Here is a 21,832-nt window from a genome sequence, read left to right on the forward strand (position 1 = left end):
TTTTTCATCTCATCTTTGAACCTAATAAATCAACATCGATATACATCAATTCTATGCAGTAACGCTGCAGTGCTTGAAATAGCATTCGTGACATCAGTAATACGTAAATTGCTACGATTACTCCCATTCCCAAATACATCACCTGGGTCAGTATTGCAATAAATACCAATATAAAATTCGCAGAAGTTGCATATTCTATGCATTGTTTCCGATGTAACTTGAAGTAACTGGTTCTGTCAGTATCTTTCATAAATATCGCCACCTTGAACATAGCAGCTATAGTGATTACCATCATCAATAGCAATATTAATGCAGTGGAGATACTTACCATTAACACCAGCAACATGGATAACGAAATTAAAACGAATTCAGATGCTGCTTTTCCGATGTGTCCATGCATTTTTTTAAGCTTGTTAGCTTTTTTATCTTTGGACGCGATAGCACTATTTTCAATGAAGACAGATTGACTATAGTCAAGGCTTCTTCGACTTATTACCCCACATACTATATACATAATATAGACAATAGGAACAAAGCAGGAAAAAATTACAACAGCTTCGTTTAAACCAAAGTCAAATGGCAATATTTGTATGTAGCTTGGCTTAACATCCGATGAGACCAGGATCAGTATCTTCAATGGCAGGAAAAAAGCAGCCAGTTGAAACAGCCTGGATGTTGCTAAAAAGAATGCACCGCCGATAAAGGAGGAAGACTCTTTATTTATCAGCAACCATATTGCCAGCATTTTCTTGAAATGAGAGAAAAAATTCATCGCGACAAGATCCATACTATAATAGTGACTTAAACATACTCAAAGGATCATCTGTCTGATCACCCAAAGATGAGACTCTCACCTTCTGTCTTGATGCTTGAAGTGGATCTTCTCTTTCAATCATTTGTATGATATCTACAATATTGCTCTCTAAATTGACAAGGCTAGCTGCCACAGCAGAAGGATACTCTGAATGCAATTTTTCAAAATCTAGTGATTGGGTATTACAAAGAATGATAGGTTTCCCTGTAACAAGATATTCATTCAATACGCTTGAAATATCACACACCAAGATATCGCTTGAGTTCATTGCGTAATGCAGTGAATCATTTTCATCCAGCACTTCAACACCATGATCTTCGCACAACTTCAGGATTTTGCTTAACCAATACTTATGATCACTGCTTATACTACCAGTATAAGGATGAGGCTTGAAGATCAGTGAAAAACCATCATGCGCTATAATTTCTTCACATAACTTGTAACCCAATTCTCCAATGGAGCTGTAATCAACTTTCTTGACATGCCCTTCCCAAGTAGGAGCATACAGAATGGTGTTTATTCTATTTATCTCCTTTTGATATTTCAGTGCCATTTCCGCTTGAGGACGTCCAACATGTAACACCTGCCCTTCTCTCAGCGGAAGCCCTGCTGCTCTCAAACGCTCTTCCGAGAGAGGGCCGGCCACAAACAGATAATCATAGGCCATCAGCAATTTGCTTTGGTTAACGGCTTTATCACTTTCGCCATGGTTGATGAAAATATGATCCAGTTGGTGATAACGCAATGCTTGCACGTTTTTCATCGTATTGGCGGGATATAATACTTTCTTTACGGAGGTAGCCCCCCCCAATATGGCCTCAAGATCGATCTGTGTTCTAGCCGTTACTGTAAGAATATCCGTAGGCAGCATCCCTGAGAAAATATCAGCCTCACGAAGTATGATAATCACTGGCTGATCCAGCTTATCCAATACAGGAAGCCATTGGTTGATTTGATATGCGACCCCCTTCATTCCAGTTACGTATACGGCGACGGTCGGACGCTCTGTCTCAAGCACCTTCACGGCATGCGCTCTTATCTTTTTTCTATTGAATAATTTGAGGATGACCGGCCATGCGACAATCAGCGAAGTCACGATATATAGTAGTACTATAGGGAGTACATATAAACCCAATTGACTTGTCAATAATGGTACAAGTGAGCCAGCAAAACTGATTTTCTGCCCATATTTATCAACAGGGTTTTTATTGGGAGCCACTTTGACTTCCAAGCTAGATAGATAATACTCTAGCTTTGCCGATTTTCCCGTCAGGAATTGCAACCCGCATACTAGTGCAAATATGGCTACCGTGAATGAAGTGACAGAACCGGTTACCATACTACCAACCAGAAGCGAAATAACGGAAAATACGACTGGCAATAACTTATGCTTACCTATCTTGCGCAAGATGCCTTTCATAACGTCTCGGGTCTCTGTTTATTTAGGCACGCTACCGCCCCAGGATTGTGGGGCAATTCCTGAGGCCAGACGACAAACAGGGCGCCGTAGTGAGAGCACGGTACCCTGTTTGATAAAATAGCGAGGTTTTTATTAGAAGTTTCATGGATTATACATATTTTCGACATATTTGGCTAGATACAAGGCCATGAAGCCCACCTTCCTACAGGCGCTAGATCAAGAAAATATATGATAATCATCATCTTAGTGTGCGTCGTAGCCGTGAAGCGACCAAGGGATCGACAGAAACGGGGCTGTTCTTGTGAAATGCACCCGGCACCGGATGGGGCAGAGCAGACTCGCAAGTATCAAGTCATGTTAATTATTTATCATGAGAGCGTCTCTCAATACGATAGTAATGCGTCTCAGTCATAAGATATTTTTAGCTTTAACCTCCCGCCTTCTATCTTGGTCAGTAATTGATCGCTTCCATCGAATGCTACTACCCAGCTCATGTTTTCACTGAATCTTTCATTTGCACTACTTCAACACTCACTGTATTTATCTATCGGTGCAACAGTGGAGGAAAGTCGAAAGTCTAGAGGATGTCACCAGATGGTGATGCGTAGCAGATCGTGTCTATCTGATGACCGTTTGAGATATCTCAAATCAGAGACCCGGATCATTATTCATAAATATTTCAATGATGCATCGTATCAGACACATAGACTCACTCATCCCATTTCAGCTTCTAGGTTCTGTACGAAAAGTCGGCTCGTAGGCAGCGACGTATGCAAGCTACGCATACCATCGCATAAAAGCTACGGGCCAACTTCTCGTACCGCGTCGCAATACGACGGAACTCTTTCAGCCAACTGAAAGAGCGCTCCACGATATTTCGCTGACGGTACATGGGTTTATCGAAACCCCGTGGAAGGCCTGGACGGGGTTTTCGCTTCATCCTTCGCTGGACGATGATCGGCTTGATTCGAACGCGGTCGCAGTAACGGCGCAGCTCATCACTGTCATAGCCCTTGTCTGCCACGATGTAGCAGCAACGTTTTCGTGGCCGACCGAGACTCCCCGGTAGATGAACCTTTTCCAGGGTGGGAATGAAGTACCGGGTATCCGACTCTTGGCCTCCTGATATTGTGAAAGCGATGGGCCAGCCAAGACGATCACAGATCATATGGATTTTGGTCGTGATGCCCCCACGACTCCGGCCCAACGCATAGTCTAAGGGTTATTCAAATCCCCCTTTTTGCCTCCACCAGCAGAGGCGCGTGTTGCACGAACGGCGGTTGAGTCGATCATCCAGGTCTCGAGATCCATGAGGCCATCTTCACGAAGCCGAAGTTGAAGCCGCGACAAGACCGCCTCAAAGGTACCGTCATCACGCCATTGTCGGAACCTGGCGTAGACAGTACTCCAAGGGCCATAACATTCGGGAAGGTCGCGCCACTTGGCGCCAGAGCAGAGGGCCCAAAAGATACCGTTCATCATCTGCCTGTCGTCTTTCCTGGGCCTGCCCATCGATTGAGTCGGTGAGACAATGTCTTCGATCAACTGCCATTGGCTATCAGAGATTTCGTAGCGTCCTGTCATACCACACCTATGCTGGATGTGCATGGGTCACATTATCAAAAACGACTTTTCGTACAAAACCGCACCTCTTTTTCATATTAGGTGACATTCGATAATCTTGTATTCGAAAATAAAGCGTACCAGAATTTCTGACACGCTTTATTCATACTTCTTTACAGATTCGATCACGCAGTCTGGTGACTCAAACGCCAACGCCAATAATGCGTGATCAAACCACCGACGATCAGGTTATGCACAAACAGGCCTGTCGGGAATGAATTATAGGATTCAAAGTTACTGATTATCATCCAATAGATGAAGAACATAAGACCGAAGCAGGCAATGTCATCAGGCATCGCATTACCCCGCCATGCGAGCCAGGTGGCACGGCCAATCCAGAATGCCAATAGGGACATCGCGATAAGTCCAACAATCCCATATTCTACCCAGGTTTCAAGGAAGTAATTGTGCAAGTGCCCATATTTTGCCAGTACCCAATCTGGCAGCCAGGTCGTTTCCGACATGACCAACTGACGGCCCTCAGGCCCCCACCCCGTCATCGGACGTTCTGCAATCCATTGGCTCGCCGCAATCCAGCTATTGATACGAATGCCGATGCTTGTATAAGGAACTTCTGTAATCTCGCCATCTACCAACTGAGATATCACACTGCTCTCTTTATGAAAGCGATGATTAAGAGAGTCTCCCAGTGTAGAGAGTAATATACCTGCCCCAATTATGATGGATAATAGAATTGTAATGAGGTACTTTGTCAGATGCCTTGTTCTACCCTCCAGCACGGACTTGATAACCCAGAGAATCAGACCGATGCCACTCGCAATCGTGGCACTGAGCCAGACGGCTCTTGTCTGACCGACGGCAATGCCAGTTATCACCATCACCATCGCCAAGCACCAAAGCGTTACCCTTAGATAGCGCGCGTTACCATCACTCCAAAAGCGACGAGCAAAACAAAGCAAGCCCAGTAACGAAACACCAAACAACATGGACGCATGCTGATTGTTACGAATTCCGAATCCCACTCTCTCACCAGTGAATCCCGTCAGCCACCCATCATCATCTGGTGCGATCAATGTTGTTAGCAAGATTCCAGTTACAGCCAGCCCCCACACAATAAGTGTATTGCGCGTACTACCTTTCAACCACCAAGCAACACAGATAAAAATGAACAGCCTGGACAGGTCTTGAAGCCTAGGATCATCAATTGCCCACTGAGGATATTGCCACAATCCTAGTGTCCACGAGAACAATTGTAAGCAAAGAAAACCAATCAACAATAATAGTGGAGTTTTGCGTATTCCTTTTCCATATAAACAAAATGCTATTAATCCCGTTAGTACCAAGACTTTTTCGGCTGCTCCCTGTGTTTCAGGGATCAAAAATTGCATAAAGGAATATAAAATTAATGACAAGATGCCTATACAAGCCAGCCAACGGGGCTCGAGGCTATCCTCTAATGAATACCAATTCTTTATAGGCTGCATGATAACCCTTCTTGGCTCGGGGACTTTAAAACTTGGCTTGAATTTTGTATATCAGAAAGCTTTGAGGAATGTGCTTTTGATAATCTTTTCAGGCTTCATCGTCGCCCTACAATTCTGGACGCAGAATTCTACACAATTCTAGAGACCACGGCAATGTAAACAAACCTGAAGTGTTAACAAACCTGAAGTGTTAACAATGCAACTACCATCATGTCAAAACCAAGCCTAACGCCAAACTACTAGTGCATCTCATTCTTGATACGGATATACCTCCAGTACTCGCAGCGTCAATAGGGTTTAGCTGCTGGGCTTGTGTCTCTTGTTAGGGGCTTGCTTTTCCTTTTTGAGGACCGCCCTCTCCAGCCTTCGCGATCAGCCAATCTCGGAACAATCGCGCGGAGGCCGATAACGGTTGGTGAAGGTCGTGGACAAGATGCTCAGACAGACTTGTGATCGCGCGATGGTCAGTGACACGAACCAGCTCGCCCTTGGCAATGGCCTCCGCCGCCATGAAGTCCCACGCCAGCCCTATGCCGGCGCCTCGCTGAATGGCGGCGTAGGTCAGCGTCAGCTGATTGAAGGTGATGTCGGACTTGGGCGGGCGGTAGCGAATACCGAAATGGGCGAACCAATGAGACCAGTCCATGCAGTTCCACGAGGAATCCAGCTGAATCAGCGGACGCTGGGCCAGCTCTTCCAGCGAAAGTCCCTGCTTCTCGATCACCTCCGGGCGCGCCACCGGATAGATATCTTCGTGAATCAGCGGCGTGGCCCCCAGCGCTGGCCATTCGCCGTCGCCATAGAGGATCGCGAGATCATGGTCCGGCACCATGCTGGCATCCATCTCGTTGCTGGCATGGATGTGCACGGTGATCTCGGGGTGCTCGGCGCTGAAGCTCAACAGGCAGGGGAACAGCCAGTACTGGGAGACGGCATGCGTTGCCAGCACGCTGACGGTGTCAGGGTGCTGCAGTGCGCGCAGGCGCTGCCCGGCCATCTCGAGCCCTTGCAACGCCGGGAGAATGTGCTGCTGGTAGAGCATCCCCGCATTGGAAAGCGTGACACCGCGCGCCTTGCGCACGAACAGCGGCGTGCCAAGTGACGCCTCCAGCGCGCGAATCTGCTTGCTGATGGCGCTCTGGGTCAGGCACAGCTCATCGGCGGCACGGGTGAAGCTTCCCAAGCGACTCACGGACTCGAAGGCCGCGAGCCCCTCCAATGAGGGAAGATGGCGAAAACGTCCTGCCATGGGGGCTCCCTGTATTTGAAATTGTGTCTGTGTTCGTCATTGCGCTCGCGCGAATGTCTCCAGGCAGCCCTCTCGCCTCACATTCCTTGATGGAATGATTTGATGCGGTAAAGTCGCTGCTTGATCACGAAGTAACGCATTAGAGTGGCCCCTTGATCAAGACAAGGGCGACTCATCATGAAGAAAGCAATAGTCCATGCTGGCATGGCAGGCGCCCTCTGGGGAGGCGTCATCGTGTTGCCATCACTGCTTGGCGACATCCATCCAGTGGTCATCAGCTGCGCGCGTTTCGGGCTCTACGGACTCTTTGCCGCGGCGATCGCATTACCCCATGCTCGCCGACTGGCCTCTCGCCTCACTACGCGCGATACCCGCTTGCTGCTGGAGTTGGCGCTGACGGGCAATGTGGCGTATTTCATCCTGCTGACGGCGGCCGTCCAATATGCCGGCGTGGCCATTGCGGCATTGATCAACGGACTGGTGCCGATGGCGGTGATGTTGATCGGGAGACGCCATATTCAGGCGAGCCGTCTGTCCGTGAGCCTGTCCCTGACGCTGATCGGGGTGGGAATCGTCTGCATGAACGTGCCTGTTCTGCTTCGCTTCCTGCAGGGCGCGGGAAATTGGCAAGATCTGCTCGGCATGCTGTGTGGCTCGCTCGGCGTAATGTCCTGGGCATGGTTCGCGCTGCGCAATGCCCAGCAGCTCAAGGCCCGGCGTTTTTCCGCGCGAGAGTGGTCCACCCTGCAAGGCATCGCGACCGGGGTCGTGGCAGTGATGATTCTTGTGCTGGTCGCCGTCTTGCAACCGCGGATACTGCCGCTGGAGCTCACGTCTGAACGCTGGCTGGCCTTCGCTGCTGCAGCCCTGTTCATGTCGGTCGGGGGCTCCTGGATCGCCAATGCCCTGTGGAATTCCTCGGCCCAGCGCCTGCCGGTATCAGTAGGCGGTCAGATGATCGTCTTCGAGACCTGCTGCGCGTTGCTCTACGGGTATCTGCTGGCATGGCAATGGCCGCAGACCAATGAAGTGCTGGGCATGCTGTTGATACTCGGCGGTGTCATGTGGACGCTGCGCGCCGAGCAGCGTGTGTCCAGCCCTCAGCAGATACCACCAGACAAAACCATTGCTGAGTCGGAGCAGTGAAATCCCCCGCCTGATGAAACCTGGCCTGGCCAATGATCATACCCCGCGGACTTCACGCGCCTATTTCACTCACCTGTTTCAGACATGCCAGGGCCGCCTCAAAGGGCGGCCCTGGCATGTCTGGCGGGCAGCCTCCCTCACTGCCCTCTCAACCATTGCTCTCAGCCAAAGCGCTTAACCATAGAAGTGCTCGACAAGACTCATGGGAATCGCCGGCACGTAGGTAACCAGCATCAGCACCAGGAAGAGCACGAAGATCATCGGCAGATTGACCTTGGTGGTCTCCCACATGTCCGTCCTGGCGATGGAGCATGAGGTGGCCAGCACCGAGGCCACGGGCGGCGTCTGCTGACCGATGGCCAGATTGAGGGTCAGGATCAAGCCGAAGTGGATGGGATCGATGCCGATCTGCTGGATCAATGGCATCACGATCGGCACCACCAGGATGATGGCAGCGGCACCATGCAGGAACATGCCAAGCAAGAGCAGCAGGATGTTGAGCAACGCTAGCACTGCCACCGGATCCGTAGTGATCGCGGTGATTTCCTGGGCCAGCTGTTGCGGCAGCTGCATCTCGGTCAAGAACAGTCCCAGCACCGCGGATGTAGCGACCAGCAACATTACGACGGAGGTCTGGGTCACGCCATCGATCACTGCGCGATATAGCACCTGCAGGTTCAGCTCACGATAGACCAGCCCACCGATTACCAGCGCCGCCAGCACGGCGATGCCCGCGCCTTCGGTGGCAGTCACGAAGCCGCCAAAGATGCCGCCCAGAATGATGACTGGTAGCGTCAGGGCCCAGAAGGCCTCGCGGAACGCCTTGCCGAGTGTCGAGAGCGAGAAGGCAGCCTCACGCGGCATGTCGTACTTGCGGGCGTAGTAGTAGCAGAGCATCGCCAGCCCCAGACCACCTAGAATCCCTGGAATGATACCGGCGACGAACAGCTTGACGATGGAGGTGTCCGCGATGGCCCCGTAGAGAATCATCGACAGCGACGGCGGGATGATGATGGCAAGCGACGCCGAAGACGACGTGATCGCCGCCGAGAACTGCGGCGTGTACTTGCGCTTCTTCATCTCGGGAATTAGCACCGAACCCGTAGCGGCCACATCGGCCACTGCGGAGCCGGAAATCTCGGCGAAGAACAGCGATACCCCGACATTGACCATGGCCAGACCACCGCGCACGAACCCGACCATGGCCGTGACGAGATTGATCAGCCGCATGGAGATGCCTGACGTGTTCATCAGCGCACCGGCGAGGATGAACAGCGGAATCGCGATCAGCGGGAACTTGGTCGCGCCATTGAAGAGCGTCAGCGGCACGTTCACCAGCGCGTCCACGCCCATGAAGATCACTACACCCACGACCCCGACGGTGCCGATGGCGACCGCAATGGGAACGTTAATCAGCACCAGTGCGAACAGGGCCGCGATAATGATCAGTAGCGTCATGAGCGGTGCTCCTTGAGGTCTTCCTCGGCCAGTCGGATGGCTTCCGCGATCTCTTCCTCTTCGCTGTTGACGCCTTCACACATCTTGCGCCATGCGTGGGGCAGGCTCAGCAGTTCACACACAATGAAGAGTGCCGCACTGAGCGGAATCACTGACTGGGTGACATCCAGTCCGATGCTCGGCAAGGCGATCAAGGCATCCCAGGCCAGTACGTCCAACACCTGATAACCGAACCAGCCCACCACGGCAAAGAATCCGATCACAATTAGCTCAGAGGTAATGAAAAGCATACTGCGCAGTGTGATAGGCGCCTTGGTGATCAAGCCGGGAAAGCCCATATGCGAACGCTTCAAGGCTGCGAGACAAGCGCCATAGAAGCTGAGCCAAGCCAGATTGATCGAGGCGACCTCGTCATACCACGGCAAGGAGCCACCGAAGGTACGCAAGGCCACTGCCGCCAGCACGATCACCGTCAGCGACAACAGCAGGCCGACGGTAAATACCTCAAGGCAGCGTTCTACCACACGATTGATCCTATCCAGCATCGTCAAGTCAGCTTTGGCCGTCAGTCCTTCCCCACTCTCGGTGGGGAAGGTTGCCTTGGCCGCATGGGAATGCGAGCTCATGACTTACTCCTCGGCCAGTGCCATGGCCCGGTCAACCAGTGCCTGGCCGCCATCGACCTTGTCGGAAAACGCCTGATAGACCGGCGCACTTGCAGTGACAAAGGCATCCCGGTCCACCTCGTTGACGGCCATGCCACCCGCCTTGAGGCTTGCCAGCAGCTTGTCATCAAGCTCCGCGCCCTTGGCGAAGGCCCAGCTCTGGGTCTCGGCGGAGACTTCGGCAATCGCTGCCTTCACGTCCTCGGGCATCTTGTTCCAGCCAGCCTGACTGCTGGTCAGCCAGATGGGCGAATAGACATGATTGGAGAGTGACAGGTACTTCTGGACCTCCTGGAACTTGGCGCCATCGATGTTGGAGAGCGGGTTCTCCTGGCCATCGACAACCCCGGTCTGGAGTGCCACGAAAACTTCCGAGAAGGCCATCGGGGTCGGATTGGCACCCCACGCCGTGAACATGCCGGTACGCCATTCACTCTGCGGGGTACGCAGCTTCAGTCCGTCCAGATCTTCCGGCTCCACCACGGGGTGTTCATTGTTGGTGATCTGCCGGAAGCCGTTCTCCCAGGTGGATACCAGCTTGAGGCCCTTGGCCTTGGCATCCTCGGCCAGGTCCGTCATCACGATCTCATCGTCAATACGCTTGAGATGCTCGCGGTCCTTGACCATGAACGGCATGTCAAACAGTGCAAAGCTTGGCGAGACGGATGACATCACCGAGGAAATCGCGGCCAGGTCAACCGTGCCGAGACGCAGCTTCTGAATCAGCTGTCGCTCATCGCCCAGCTGGCCACTGTGGTAGTACTCGACTTGATGCTCATCCCCAAGTCGAGCTTGCAGACTATCGGCGAAATGTTGCGCAGTCTGACCCTGCAGACTGTTGGGACTCCCCCCGATGGCAAATACGATCTTCTCTGCATGCGCGGTTGTGGTACCCAAGGCGGCGGCTAACAGTGTGGCGGCAAGCATGGCTCGCTTCATTGTCGAATCCCTTTGATTGTTATGATTCTGGAGATGGGCGTATCGGGTCTGGCTTGCTGCTTGAACGGTCCGGACCTGAGCATGTGACGAGGAAGGCTCAGGGTTTCACGAACACATTCCACCTCCCAAAGTGGACTGCAAACCATACCAGATGAAGCAAAACTTAGTCGTCCACCGCCGCGAAGGTCAATCACTCCGCCGCAGAAATAGACCTTTGTCTAGAAAAATACGCAACAATTCGCCATTTCTGACTCCATCTGGACTGGATGGCAAACCACACCAACAGCAACTGGCATGTGCGACATCAGAGGCTTTCGTCAATCTGGAGTCCCTGGAAAGCCAAAAGCCCCGCCGATATTCTCGGCAGGGCTTGCAGGCGCATCAGAGATGCCAGGGCCTCAACGGAATGGGGAGAAGAGTGCGGCTGGCCGTCACTCAGTCACGGCGCCCCCAGGCGACGGCGTCGTGGGGATGAAGGCTCTCGATATGGCGCACATGGACATGCGCTTCGCCGTCGGTGATCGACAGACCATTGATCAAGCGGCGTGCGGCGTCTTCGACGAACATCAGATTCTGACCATTGAGCGCCGCAAACGCCTGCTCATCGGCGCGTTTCACGGCCGTCTGGACTGGCGTCGCCACGGCCTGCTCGATGGCATCGATCAACCCGATCAGCCCCAGATCCTTGGCTTCAGGCTTGAGCGTGACCTGAACCAGCGCTTCACTGCGCTGGCTGTGGGGCGTGGCCAGGGTGGCATGCTGGGTGAGCCACTCGGCGACCTGCTCCGGGGTCAGCGTGGCGTCGTTGCGGTGAGCCTCCAGGAACGCCTGCTCTATCAGCTGGCGCGACAGGGCCGCCGAGCAGGGACAGGTGGAGGAATAGCCCACCGTGACACTGGCCTGCAACGTGAATCTGCCCTCTTGCAGATTGGCCTCCAGCATGACGGGATACGACTTCCAGCCAGAGAGCTCCGGTGTGACTAGCGCCGGACGCTTCAGCAGCAGCGCGAATTCCAGCCTGACACGTGCATTGCGCGAGGCGCAGTCATGATGGCTTGCCACCATCGCGGCAAGTACCCCCTGCAGATTGCCCGGGGTCAGCGCCTCGCCCTCCGCCAGCCCATCCAGCAGGCGGTAGAGGCGCGACATGTGAATGCCCTTGGTGTGCGGCATCGGCAGATCGACCTGCGCATCTACATGGGCATGCAATTCACGACGATAATCGCCCTCCTCGATGAGTACGGGCAGATCGATTCCCTGCATGCCCACCCATTCCAGGGGGCTCAGGGAGCGGGAGCGCTCGGTCAGGGAAATGTCGGGGAGTATTGCGGTCATTCGTCAGATATCCAGAGCGGCTCTCATCACTGCCGCCTCCCTCACGCCGGGGGGAGGCAGGCACTGAGTTCAACCGAAGTGTGGGGAGTGTCAGGAGAGGTGAAGCACACAGCGCGGACGATTCGACGTCAGCGCAGGATCATTCCGCCGGTCGCGAGGAGTGATGGCCGGTGATCTTCCACTCGCCGAGAATCTCCTCGAAGGTGAACAGAAAGCGGGCCGGTATCGTGACCGTCTCGTCAGCGGCGCGATACTCGAAGGTGTAGTGCCCGCCGATCACGACGGTCCCCAGCTTGCGGCTGACACGAGGTGAGTACTCCCCCAGCTCGCAGGCCAGTGCCTCATTGGCGAGAAAGCCATCGAAGTAGGCCTGACGCTGCTGGCGATTCTCACGCACGTCATCCGCAACCGTCGGCACCAGGATCGCATCCTCGGCGTACAGCTAGAGAAGCGTCTCCTTTTCCCCGCGAGTGACGGCGATCGCCCAGCGCTCAAGCGTGCGCGTGGCGGCATTGATGCAGAATTCAGCGTCACGTTCCGTCAATGGAGGGGACGTCGGATGAGGCATGCTGTGGCTCTCCCTTGAGGATGAGGCTCTTGAGGATTTGGAAGGAAAGACGGGGGCCTGCCGGCCTCTCCGCCCATATGTCACGTGATCGCTCAGGCGTCAGCACACTGCAGGATGCCCTGCCCCAGGCGCTCGATCAGCTGCGGATAGAGTGTCTCGCCCAGTTCCAGCCCGACACCCAGCGGCTCGAAGACGATGGAGGTCTTGACGCCGGTGCCTTCGAAGACACTCTCGATCAACGCCGGGTTGTACTGTGGCTCACGGAAGACGCACTGGATGTTGTCCCGCGCCACGCGCGCCTGGATCTCCTTGATGCGAGCCGGGCTGGGCGTGGAGGCATCTCCCAGCGAGATGGCACCGGAGGCCGGAGCATCGAAGCGGTGCTCGAAGTACTGGTAGGCATCATGGAAGACGATGTAACGAGTGCCCTGCACCTGCGCCAGACGTGCTGACAATGCGTCCGTCATCGCCTCGAGCTCCTGCTGCCCGGCCTGGGCATTGCTGCGATAGGTGGCCGCGTGCTCCGGGTCCTGCGCTGCCAGCGATTCAGCAATCGCCGCCAACCAGAGATGCGCATTCATCGGGTCCAGCCAGCCATGCGGATTCATGCCATCGTGGGCATGCTCATGGTGCTCGTCGTGCTCCGCATGGACTTCGTGACCGCCATCATGATGCTCGTCATGGTCACCGTGCTCGTCATGATCACCACCGTGATGCACATCGTGATCGCCATGCGCTTCATCATGCTCAAAAAACATCTCGTCATCATGATGGTGCGCTTCGAAGGTGGCGCCCTCGCGATAGTTCAGATGGAGGGTACCGGGCACTTCCATCAGCTCGACGGCATCGGCATCCGCCGCCAGCGACGTACGTGCCTTGGCAAGCCAGGGCGTCAGGTCATCACTGACGAAGAACACGATATCCGCGTCAGCCAGTGATCTGGCTTCGGAGGTCCGCATGGAATAGCCGTGCGGAGACGCGCCCGGCTGAATGACAAGGTCGGGACTGCCCAGCTCTCCCATGACGCGCGAGACCAATGAATGCACGGGAGGAATGTCCACCGCGACCGAGGGCACCTCGGCCACTGCTACGGCAGGTGCCAACATCAGGGGCAGAGAGAGACAAGGCAAAAACCGATGACGCATGTCGGTTCTCCAATAGAGTCGATATCGCGGAAGGAAGATCGAAGGCTGCAATGACCAGCCACAATATGTTATAACATAACATTAATAGTCACTTCCCCGTCAACTCTTCAGCGCCAAGAGGTCTCCATGTCGCTGTTATCGATCAAGAATCTCTGTGTCACGCTTGGCAGGCATCGCATCCTCGAAGCGGTCGACCTGCAGGTGGAGCGCGGCGAAATCGTTACCCTGGTAGGACCGAATGGATCGGGAAAATCCACGCTGCTTCGCAGCATCATCGGGGCCATCACCCCTTCGCGTGGCCAGATAACGCGACAGCCCGGACTCAAGATCGGCTATGTTCCCCAACGCCTGAGCCTTGACCCGACACTGCCGATGACGGTGGAGCGCTTTCTCAACCTGCCACATCGGCATTCGCTGGATGCCGTGGCCCACGCTCTCCTTCAGGCCGGGATCCCCGGCGCCGAGGTGCAGCAGATCGCCAGCCTCTCCGGCGGCCAGTTCCAGCGCGTTCTGCTGGCGCGCGCACTGCTGGACTCCCCTGATCTCCTGCTGCTGGATGAGGCGACTCAGGGACTGGATCACCGAGGCATCGCGGACTTCTACCGTCAGATCGACCGTGTCCGTCACACCCTCGATTGCGGAGTCCTGATGGTCAGTCACGAGCTGCATGTGGTGATGCGCGCCTCGGACCGCGTCGTCTGTCTGCATGGGCACGTCTGCTGCCAGGGCACGCCCGAGCGTGTCATGGCCTCATCGGCCTACCAGGATCTGTTCGGACTCGACACCGCCGATGCCCTCGTCTTCTACCGCCATGACCATCGACACAGCCATCACCACAGCCACTCGGCACCGCCGCTGGATGACAGCGTCCCGCCACGTACTTCCACGACTCCCGTTTCAGAGAGACTGCACTGATGCTCGACGCTTTCATGGACGATTTCATGGTCCGCGCCGCACTGGCGGGTATTGCCGTCGCGCTTGCAGCAGCACCCTTGGGCTGTTTCGTCGTCTGGCGACGCATGGCCTATTTCGGCGATGCCACGGCCCATGCCGCGATTCTCGGCGTAGCCCTGTCGCTATTGATGTCCACCTCGATTCTGGTCGGCGTGCTCGCCGTCTCGCTGATCATGGCGACACTGGTGACCCTGCTCAGTGGGCGCGGCTATGCCATGGACACCCTGCTTGGCGTCATGGCGCACTCCGCTCTCGCCTTCGGCCTGGTGGCCGTATCCTTCCTGCCAGGCGTACGCATCGACCTGATGGCCTATCTGTTCGGTGACATTCTGGCAGTGAACAAGATGGATCTTGCCATCATCACCTCAGGGGGCCTGCTGGTCATCGGCCTCATACGCTGGCGCTGGTCAGCATTGCTCACCGCCACGCTCAACGAGGACCTGGCGCGAGCCAGCGGCATCAACCCACGACGCGAGCAGCTGGTGCTGACACTGTCGCTGGCCGTGGTAGTCGCGGTCGCCCTCAAGGTGGTCGGTGCGCTTCTGATCACCGCACTGCTGATCATTCCGGCGGCCACCGCGCGTCGCTTTTGCCATACGCCCGAACTCATGGCGATCACCGCAGCCATCATCGGCGGGATTTCCAGCACCGGCGGCCTGCAGGCGGCCTACTGGCTGGATACCCCCACCGGCCCGACCATCGTGTGCCTCGCCACCCTGCTGTTTGCCCTGAGCACTGTCGCGGCACGCATCTCACGCCTCGTTTCTCAGGCCAGCAGCGAAGCGCCTGCTCGTGGCAAGTGACAGCCTCCTCTCGCCTTGATCAGCACGACGGTCGTTCAGTGCGAAGCCGATCAGGAGCGCAATAGACGCGCCACCAATGAAGACACCCCACTGATCGCGGATCAGCGGGGTGTCCTGGCGAATGTCAGCAGATCAGGGTCTCAGGCGCCGTCACTCACTCCCAGGCGGGGAACGGGTCCGGCAAGTCACGCCAGGCTTCCTTGCCCGCCAGCAGCGTGGCGTCATCGAGCAGACACTCATCCAGCGCCTTGCGGATGCGCACCTCATCCAAATTCTGAACGATGAAGACGAGCTCCTGTCGCATGTCGCCGAACGGCTCCTGCCACTTTTCCCAGATCGACGCCAGGTACTCGGGGTCTTCTGGCCATTCAACCTCCGGCACTGCCCTCCAGAACATGCCCCCGAACCCGTAGTGCGCGATGCCACCGGCCTGATTCCACTGACCCGCGAACTGCGGCCGCGTGGCCAGCCAGAAAAAGCCCTTGGAGCGCAGCAGCTTGCCGCCGAACCAGTCTCCGTGGAGCAACTGGTGGAATTTTTCGGGATGGAACGGCACACGGGCATGGTAAGAGAAGCTCGAGATGCCGTACTCCTCGGTCTCCGGCACGTGCTCGCCGCGCATCTCCTTCAACCAGCCCGGCGCCTGCTGCGCGCGATCGAAGCTGAAGCGGGCGGTATCCAGCACCTTCTCCAGTGGCACGGCGCCCTGCGTCATGGGCAGAATCTCGGCCTCCGGGTTGAGCGAGTGCAGTACTGCGCTCAGCTCGTCCAGCTGCGAGGCATCGAGCAGGTCCGTCTTGCTGATCAACAGCACATCACAGAACTCGATCTGATCGACGAGCAGGTCGGCGACATTGCGTTCATCGTCTTCACCAAGGCTTTCCCCCGCTTCCGCCAGAGACTGCGCCTCGCGATACTGGGTGAGGAAGTTGGCGCCATCCACGACCGTAACCATGGTATCGAGGCGCGCGACATCCGAGAGGCACTGACCATCCTCACCTTCAAAGGTAAAGGTCTCCGCCACCGGTAGTGGCTCGGAAATGCCGGTGGATTCGATTACCAGACAGTCGAAGCGGCCTTCCTCGGCCAGCCGGCGCACCTCGATGAGCAGGTCCTCGCGCAACGTGCAGCAGATGCAGCCATTGCTCATCTCCACCAGCTGCTCCTCGGCGCGATTGAGCGCCACCTCGCCGCCTGTGCCGGGTGCGCCACGCACCATGGCGGCGTCGATGTTGACCTCGCTCATGTCATTGACGATCACCGCGACTCGCCGCCCTTCACGGTTGGCCAGAATATGATTCAACAGTGTCGTCTTGCCGGCGCCCAGAAAACCGGACAGCACGGTCACTGGCAGGGGCTGTGGCAGGGAGTTCGATGGAGATATTCGGGGGGAAGTCATCAGGCTCTACCTCAATGGATTGGGTCATTGCCACGTCGTGCGCGCATGACGGCATCCTTGCCGGCGCAGGGTCAGGCTCAGGGTCAGGGTCAGGTGAGTGCCTGGACGTGGGTGACCTCTGGCTTCTCAATCATCAGATGCGACAAATGATACGTTATAACATAATTATTCGTCAGCCTTTTTCTGATGAACCGCCCTATCCCCTTGTCTCATCAGCATCAGAGAAAAAGAAGACGCCCCGCTGGCAAGCCGGCGGGGCGTAGAGTGTTGCAATCAGCAGTGCGTTTCTCGTCGCAAGGAATGTCAGGTGACGATCAGACCGCCATCAACACGGCAGAGGCCATCACTGCCCCGCCCACCAGACGAGACGCGATAGTGGGCACGCTCATCAGGCGCTGCCCCACTACACGGCCCAGCAACGCCAGGACCAGTGTCGCGGCCACGAAGCCCGCCATGTAAGCCATGGCACTGCCAGCTGCCGGCATTTCCAGCGCGTGGGCGAAGCCGTGGAAGGCCATGAAGCCGGCCACCATGACGGCACCTGCCAGGGTCGGCAGACGCAGCAGCAATGCCACCAGCGCACCGGACACCAGCACCGAGAGCAGGATGCCCTGCTCAGCGATCAGCGCATGCAGCGCCTGTCCACCGCTGAGAAGCGCAATACCGGCCCCCGCCAGCATGCCGATGGCCATCAGCAGCGGCGTGCAATGCGTCAAGATCCGCGACTGACGCGCGCTCCAGATGCCGATGGCCAGCATGGCCAGCAGGTGATCCAGCCCGGTGAAGGGATGCGCCAAACCGGCCATCAGTCCCTGGGCATCATGGCCCGGATGTGCGGAGGCCGAGGTCGCCACCAGCAACAGTGAGGTGGCCAGCAGTGCGGAGTGAGAACGCTTCATGTGTCATTCCTGAACAAGATGATGATGATTTCACCCGATCCCCGTCGTGCGTCGACTACCGGGTGACAATGGATCCTGAGCAAGCGGCAGAAAACGCTGCGCCGTCAGGCCTGTGCCGCCAGTTTTTGTGGGCGACGCTCCGGCAGCATGCCGCGATCCAGAATGAAGGTGATGATCTCTTCCAGGCCGACGCCGTCGTACAGGTTGGCGAACACGAAGGGCCGCTCGCCGCGCATCTTGCGCGAGTCACGGTCCATCACCTCAAGCGAGGCATGCACCTGCTCGGCGATGTCGATCTTGTTGATGATCAGAAGGTCCGACTTGGTGATGCCCGGCCCGCCCTTGCGCGGAATCTTGTCGCCTGCCGAGACGTCGATCACATAGAGGGTGAGGTCGGAAAGTTCGGGGCTGAAGGTCGCGGACAGGTTGTCACCGCCGGATTCCACCAGCACCAGCTCCATGTCCGGATGACGCGCCTGGAGGTCATCGATGGCAGCCAGATTCATCGAGGCGTCTTCACGGATCGCGGTATGCGGGCAGCCGCCGGTCTCGACCCCGAGGATACGGTCCGCGTCCAGCGCTTCATGGCGCAGCAGGAAATCGGCATCTTCGCGGGTGTAGATGTCATTGGTGACCACCCCGATGTTGTAGTGATCGCGCAGGGCCAGACACAGCTGACGCAACAGCGCCGTCTTGCCGGAGCCTACCGGCCCACCCACTCCTACGCGTAGACAATGCTTCATGACAGCTTCCTTTCTCGTGAGATATCAGGCGTTCGTGTCGGTCGGTTCAGGCACCGCCGCCTCAGGACAGGCGGCGTTCGCTTAACTCCTGAACAGACGGGAATATTGTGTTTCGTGCTGTGCGGAGGCGAGTGCCAGCCCCGGCAGTATCGGGCCAAGTTCAGCATCCAGGCGCTCAAGCGCCTGTGCGACGACCTCCACCACGCGGAGACGCAGTTGCTCGGTCAGGCGCTGCGCGGCGGTATGCCCCAGCGGCATGGCCTTGCAGGCCACCGCCAGCTGGTTTTCCAGCCAAGCCCAGGCGAAGCCGATCAAGGTCTGGCGCAGTGGCACCCCACGCTGGTGCGCCACCCAGGCAAACATCGTGACGTAGCCCGGAGTCTCGGGCATCAGCGTCGCTGGCGGTTCAAGTTCGAGGCTTCTGAGCAGACGTAGCAGCGCCGCCCCGAGACGCGCGTCCTCATCGCTGAGTTCAGCGGTTTCGCGTGTCGCTTTGAGCCAGCCATCCCACTCGTTGAGCGCCGCCGCATCCTCTTCGGCCCATGCTTGCTGCAGACGCACCAACATTGGCAGTTCGCAACGGCCGAGCCCGTCTTCCAGCACGCCGTCGATCCACTCGCCAAGCTCCTGCTCCTGAGTGACCCACCCCAGTTCAAAGGCACTCTCCAGCCCCTGGGACCAAGCAAAGGCGCCGATGGGCAAGGCCGGACTCACCAGCTGCAGGAGCCCCAGCAGTGCCAGGTCCTCCTGAGCCGGCAGGCCCGCCATGGCATCAGTGCTCATGCGTGTGCTCATGAGAGTGGCTGTGAGAATGACCGTGGCTGTGCTCATGGTCATGTGACTGACCATGATCGTGGCTATGGTCATGGCCGTGAGCATGGGAATGCGCTTGCCCCGCCTGGGCATAGGCACCCGGCTCAGGATCAAAGGGCGCCTCGTGATGGGTGAGGGTCGCGCCAAGGCGCTCGGCCAGCGCTTCCAGCACGTGGTCCGGCGGGAAGCGCACCCAGCCGGTTTCGCCCTTTGCTTCAGCATCAGCGTCAGGCATATGCATGCCGATCGCCAGCTGCACATGGCGATTGCCCAGGTGATAGCAGAGCGCCGCCATCGGACGCCCGGCGGCGATGTGGGCAGTCACTACCGCCTCATCCGCGGCGCGGATGCGGATCACCTTGCCCTCGCGCGAGGCCAGCCGATCGCCGTCACGCAGCACCGGTCCGCGATCCAGAAACAGGCCGACCTCGCGCCCGCCGTCCGTGGTGGCACGCAAGCGCCCGCGGATGCGCAGCTCCAGCGGCAGAGTCAAGGTATCCAGAGGCTCCGCCTCGGTGTGAGCGCTCGCTGGGTCGCCTGATCCACTGGCGTCTGGCAGGCGATGTATCAGTTCCATCATGGCGTCAATCTCGAATAGGGAATCAGAACAGGCTCTTGAAACAGGCCCTCAGAACAGGTGATAGCGCTGGGCCAGGGGTAGCTCGGTGGCAGGCTCACAGGTCAGAAGCTCACCGTCGGCGAAGACTTCGTAGGTTTCAGGGTCGACCTTGAGCTCCGGGCAGGCATCATTGAGTTTCATGTCACGCTTGCGCACCTGGCGTACGTCGCGACAGGCGGACAAAGGGCTGTCGAGTCCGAGGGCCTCGCCGACACCGGCCTTGAGTGCCGCCTGGGAGACGAAGGTCAGGCGCGTGGCGCTGGCTGCCTTGCCGAAGGCGCCGAACATCGGGCGGTAATGCACTGGCTGCGGCGTGGGAATCGAGGCATTCGGGTCGCCCATCGGGGCGGCGGCGATCATGCCACCCTTGAGAATGCAGGCCGGTTTGACGCCGAAGAACGCCGGTGACCACAGCACCAGATCCGCCAGCTTGCCGACCTCGATGGAGCCGACCTCATGGGCGATGCCGTGAGTGATGGCCGAGTTGATGGTGTACTTGGCGATATAGCGGCGGGCGCGGAAGTTGTCGGTGCCGCGTTCGGCATCCTCCGCCAGCAGGCCGCGCTGCTCGCGCATCTTGTGCGCGGTCTGCCAGGTGCGGCAGATCACCTCGCCCACACGGCCCATCGCCTGGGAATCCGAGGACATCATCGAGATGACACCCAGGTCATGCAGGATGTCCTCGGCGGCGATGGTCTCGCGGCGAATGCGCGAATCGGCGAAGGCCACATCCTCGGGGATGCTCGGGTCCAGGTGGTGGCAGACCATCAGCATGTCGAGATGCTCATCCACCGTGTTGACGGTGTAGGGACGCGTCGGGTTGGTGGAGGACGGCAGCACATTGGGCCGCGAACAGGCGGTGATGATGTCCGGCGCATGGCCGCCACCGGCGCCTTCGGTGTGAAAGGTGTGGATGCAACGGTCCTTGAAGGCCGCCAACGTATCCTCGACGAAGCCTGATTCATTCAGGGTGTCGGTATGGATCGCCACCTGCACGTCATAGGCGTCTGCCACCGTGAGACAGTTGTCGATGGAGGCCGGCGACGTGCCCCAGTCCTCATGAAGCTTGAGGCCGATCACCCCAGCCTCAATCTGCTGCTCTAGTCCCTGTGGCAGCGAGGCATTGCCCTTGCCGAGAAAGCCGATGTTCATCGGCAGGCTGTCCACCGCCTGCAGCATCTTGCCGATATGCCAAGGCCCCGGCGTACAGGTGGTGGCATTGGTGCCGGTGGCCGGCCCCGTCCCACCGCCCAGCATGGTGGTGATGCCGCTCATCAGCGCCTCTTCCACCTGCTGGGGGCAGATGAAGTGGATATGCGGATCGACACCGCCAGCGGTGAGGATCTTGCCCTCGCCGGCGATGATCTCGGTGCTCGGGCCGATCACGATATCCACGTCAGGCTGAGTGTCGGGATTGCCGGCCTTGCCGATGGCCGCGATGCGCCCAGCCTTAAGACCGACATCTGCCTTGACGATGCCCCACCAGTCCAGAATCAGCGCATTGGTGATCACGGTATCCATCACGCTCTCATCAGCGCACTGACTCTGGCCCATGCCATCGCGAATCACCTTGCCACCGCCGAACTTCACCTCTTCTCCATAGTGGGTGAAGTCCTTTTCCACTTCGATCCACAGTGCCGTGTCGCCCAGACGTACGCGGTCACCTGTGGTCGGGCCGTACATGTCGGCATAGGCCTGTCGCGTTATCTTCATGGGTTGCCTCTTGATCCCTGAGCCGCAGTCTCTGAATGAGCTCCAAGGTAAATGCCTGTCGGTGCCATTGCCTGACGCCTTG

The 21,832-nt window shown here is 57.2% G+C and carries 21 protein-coding genes; 3 read left to right on the top strand and 18 right to left on the bottom strand.

All coding sequences use genetic code 11. From position 1 onward, the window contains the following. Nucleotides 1–4: 4 nt before the first annotated feature. The 5 genes from CLAM6_RS11165 to CLAM6_RS11185 form a co-directional block, all read right to left on the bottom strand. Entirely contained in the window at nt 5–772 is a 768-nt protein-coding gene (locus CLAM6_RS11165; RefSeq protein ID WP_153636129.1) for a hypothetical protein, read from the bottom strand. A gap of 16 nt (nt 773–788) precedes the next feature. Next, entirely contained in the window at nt 789–2,234 is a 1,446-nt protein-coding gene (locus CLAM6_RS11170) for a CDP-glycerol glycerophosphotransferase family protein (protein ID WP_153636130.1), read from the bottom strand. Between the two features lie 730 nt (nt 2,235–2,964). Next, nucleotides 2,965–3,818 (bottom strand): IS5 family transposase gene (locus CLAM6_RS11175; RefSeq protein ID WP_441303492.1). Its coding sequence is split into 2 segments (ribosomal slippage): nt 2,965–3,458 and nt 3,458–3,818, totalling 855 coding nucleotides; the frame shifts between segments, so codons are not numbered across the junction. Between the two features lie 164 nt (nt 3,819–3,982). After that, a complete protein-coding gene (locus CLAM6_RS11180; protein ID WP_242007656.1) occupies nt 3,983–5,302 on the bottom strand; it encodes an O-antigen ligase family protein in 1,320 nt (439 codons plus the stop codon). A 322-nt stretch (nt 5,303–5,624) separates the two neighbouring features. Then, a complete protein-coding gene (locus tag CLAM6_RS11185; RefSeq protein ID WP_153636131.1) occupies nt 5,625–6,551 on the bottom strand; it encodes a LysR substrate-binding domain-containing protein in 927 nt (308 codons plus the stop codon). A 177-nt stretch (nt 6,552–6,728) separates the two neighbouring features. On the opposite strand from CLAM6_RS11185, the gene CLAM6_RS11190 reads away from it, so the two are divergent. Beyond that, the gene (locus tag CLAM6_RS11190) at nt 6,729–7,697 is read left to right on the top strand and encodes a DMT family transporter (RefSeq protein ID WP_153636132.1); all 969 of its coding nucleotides are present in this window, start codon (nt 6,729–6,731) and stop codon (nt 7,695–7,697) included. A 174-nt stretch (nt 7,698–7,871) separates the two neighbouring features. Here the strand turns inward: CLAM6_RS11190 and CLAM6_RS11195 are convergent, their stop codons facing one another. The 7 genes from CLAM6_RS11195 to CLAM6_RS11220 all read right to left on the bottom strand — a co-directional run bounded on the left by CLAM6_RS11195 (nt 7,872) and on the right by CLAM6_RS11220 (nt 13,807). Next, nucleotides 7,872–9,155, bottom strand: coding sequence for a TRAP transporter large permease (locus CLAM6_RS11195; RefSeq protein ID WP_153636133.1), 1,284 nt, complete (start codon nt 9,153–9,155; stop codon nt 7,872–7,874). Beyond that, nucleotides 9,152–9,781: a TRAP transporter small permease gene (locus CLAM6_RS11200; RefSeq protein WP_197738675.1), complete on the bottom strand. Its 630-nt coding sequence runs from the start codon at nt 9,779–9,781 to the stop codon at nt 9,152–9,154. The genes CLAM6_RS11195 and CLAM6_RS11200 overlap by 4 nt, the downstream gene beginning before the upstream one ends. A gap of 3 nt (nt 9,782–9,784) precedes the next feature. Beyond that, the gene (locus tag CLAM6_RS11205; RefSeq protein ID WP_242007657.1) at nt 9,785–10,747 is read right to left on the bottom strand and encodes a TRAP transporter substrate-binding protein; all 963 of its coding nucleotides are present in this window, start codon (nt 10,745–10,747) and stop codon (nt 9,785–9,787) included. Between the two features lie 447 nt (nt 10,748–11,194). Next, nucleotides 11,195–12,094, bottom strand: a complete 900-nt coding sequence (folE2, locus tag CLAM6_RS11210; protein ID WP_153636135.1) for a GTP cyclohydrolase FolE2 — start codon at nt 12,092–12,094, stop codon at nt 11,195–11,197. Nucleotides 12,095–12,233: 139 nt separating this feature from the next. Continuing rightward, the gene (locus CLAM6_RS11215; protein ID WP_153636136.1) at nt 12,234–12,536 is read right to left on the bottom strand and encodes a nuclear transport factor 2 family protein; all 303 of its coding nucleotides are present in this window, start codon (nt 12,534–12,536) and stop codon (nt 12,234–12,236) included. Continuing rightward, nucleotides 12,537–12,662, bottom strand: a complete 126-nt coding sequence (locus tag CLAM6_RS18105) for a hypothetical protein (protein ID WP_277876234.1) — start codon at nt 12,660–12,662, stop codon at nt 12,537–12,539. 92 nt (nt 12,663–12,754) lie between these two features. Beyond that, nucleotides 12,755–13,807: a zinc ABC transporter substrate-binding protein gene (locus CLAM6_RS11220; protein ID WP_153636137.1), complete on the bottom strand. Its 1,053-nt coding sequence runs from the start codon at nt 13,805–13,807 to the stop codon at nt 12,755–12,757. A 126-nt stretch (nt 13,808–13,933) separates the two neighbouring features. Between CLAM6_RS11220 and CLAM6_RS11225 the strand changes: the two genes are divergently transcribed. Continuing rightward, on the top strand, nt 13,934–14,722 hold the full coding sequence (locus CLAM6_RS11225; RefSeq protein WP_153636138.1) for a metal ABC transporter ATP-binding protein: 789 nt from the start codon (nt 13,934–13,936) through the stop codon (nt 14,720–14,722). Next, nucleotides 14,722–15,564 (top strand): metal ABC transporter permease, encoded by an 843-nt coding sequence (locus CLAM6_RS11230; protein ID WP_242007659.1) that lies wholly within the window; start codon nt 14,722–14,724, stop codon nt 15,562–15,564. Before CLAM6_RS11225 ends, CLAM6_RS11230 begins: the two co-directional genes overlap by 1 nt. A 154-nt stretch (nt 15,565–15,718) precedes the next feature. Here the strand turns inward: CLAM6_RS11230 and zigA are convergent, their stop codons facing one another. The 6 genes from zigA to ureC form a co-directional block, all read right to left on the bottom strand. Then, entirely contained in the window at nt 15,719–16,963 is a 1,245-nt protein-coding gene (zigA, locus tag CLAM6_RS11235) for a zinc metallochaperone GTPase ZigA (RefSeq protein ID WP_153636139.1), read from the bottom strand. A 314-nt stretch (nt 16,964–17,277) separates the two neighbouring features. Next, nucleotides 17,278–17,862 (bottom strand): HupE/UreJ family protein, encoded by a 585-nt coding sequence (locus CLAM6_RS11240; protein ID WP_153636140.1) that lies wholly within the window; start codon nt 17,860–17,862, stop codon nt 17,278–17,280. Nucleotides 17,863–17,966: 104 nt separating this feature from the next. After that, nucleotides 17,967–18,605, bottom strand: coding sequence for an urease accessory protein UreG (gene ureG, locus CLAM6_RS11245; protein WP_153636141.1), 639 nt, complete (start codon nt 18,603–18,605; stop codon nt 17,967–17,969). Nucleotides 18,606–18,686: 81 nt separating this feature from the next. Beyond that, on the bottom strand, nt 18,687–19,388 hold the full coding sequence (locus tag CLAM6_RS11250; RefSeq protein ID WP_153636142.1) for an urease accessory protein UreF: 702 nt from the start codon (nt 19,386–19,388) through the stop codon (nt 18,687–18,689). After that, entirely contained in the window at nt 19,378–19,998 is a 621-nt protein-coding gene (ureE, locus tag CLAM6_RS11255) for an urease accessory protein UreE (protein ID WP_153636143.1), read from the bottom strand. Before ureE ends, CLAM6_RS11250 begins: the two co-directional genes overlap by 11 nt. Before the next feature lie 48 nt (nt 19,999–20,046). Continuing rightward, a complete protein-coding gene (gene ureC / locus CLAM6_RS11260) occupies nt 20,047–21,750 on the bottom strand; it encodes an urease subunit alpha (protein WP_153636144.1) in 1,704 nt (567 codons plus the stop codon). Between the last annotated feature and the right edge of the window lie 82 nt (nt 21,751–21,832).

It is taken from the genome of Cobetia sp. AM6, from assembly GCF_009617955.1.
Lineage (GTDB): Bacteria > Pseudomonadota > Gammaproteobacteria > Pseudomonadales > Halomonadaceae > Cobetia > Cobetia amphilecti.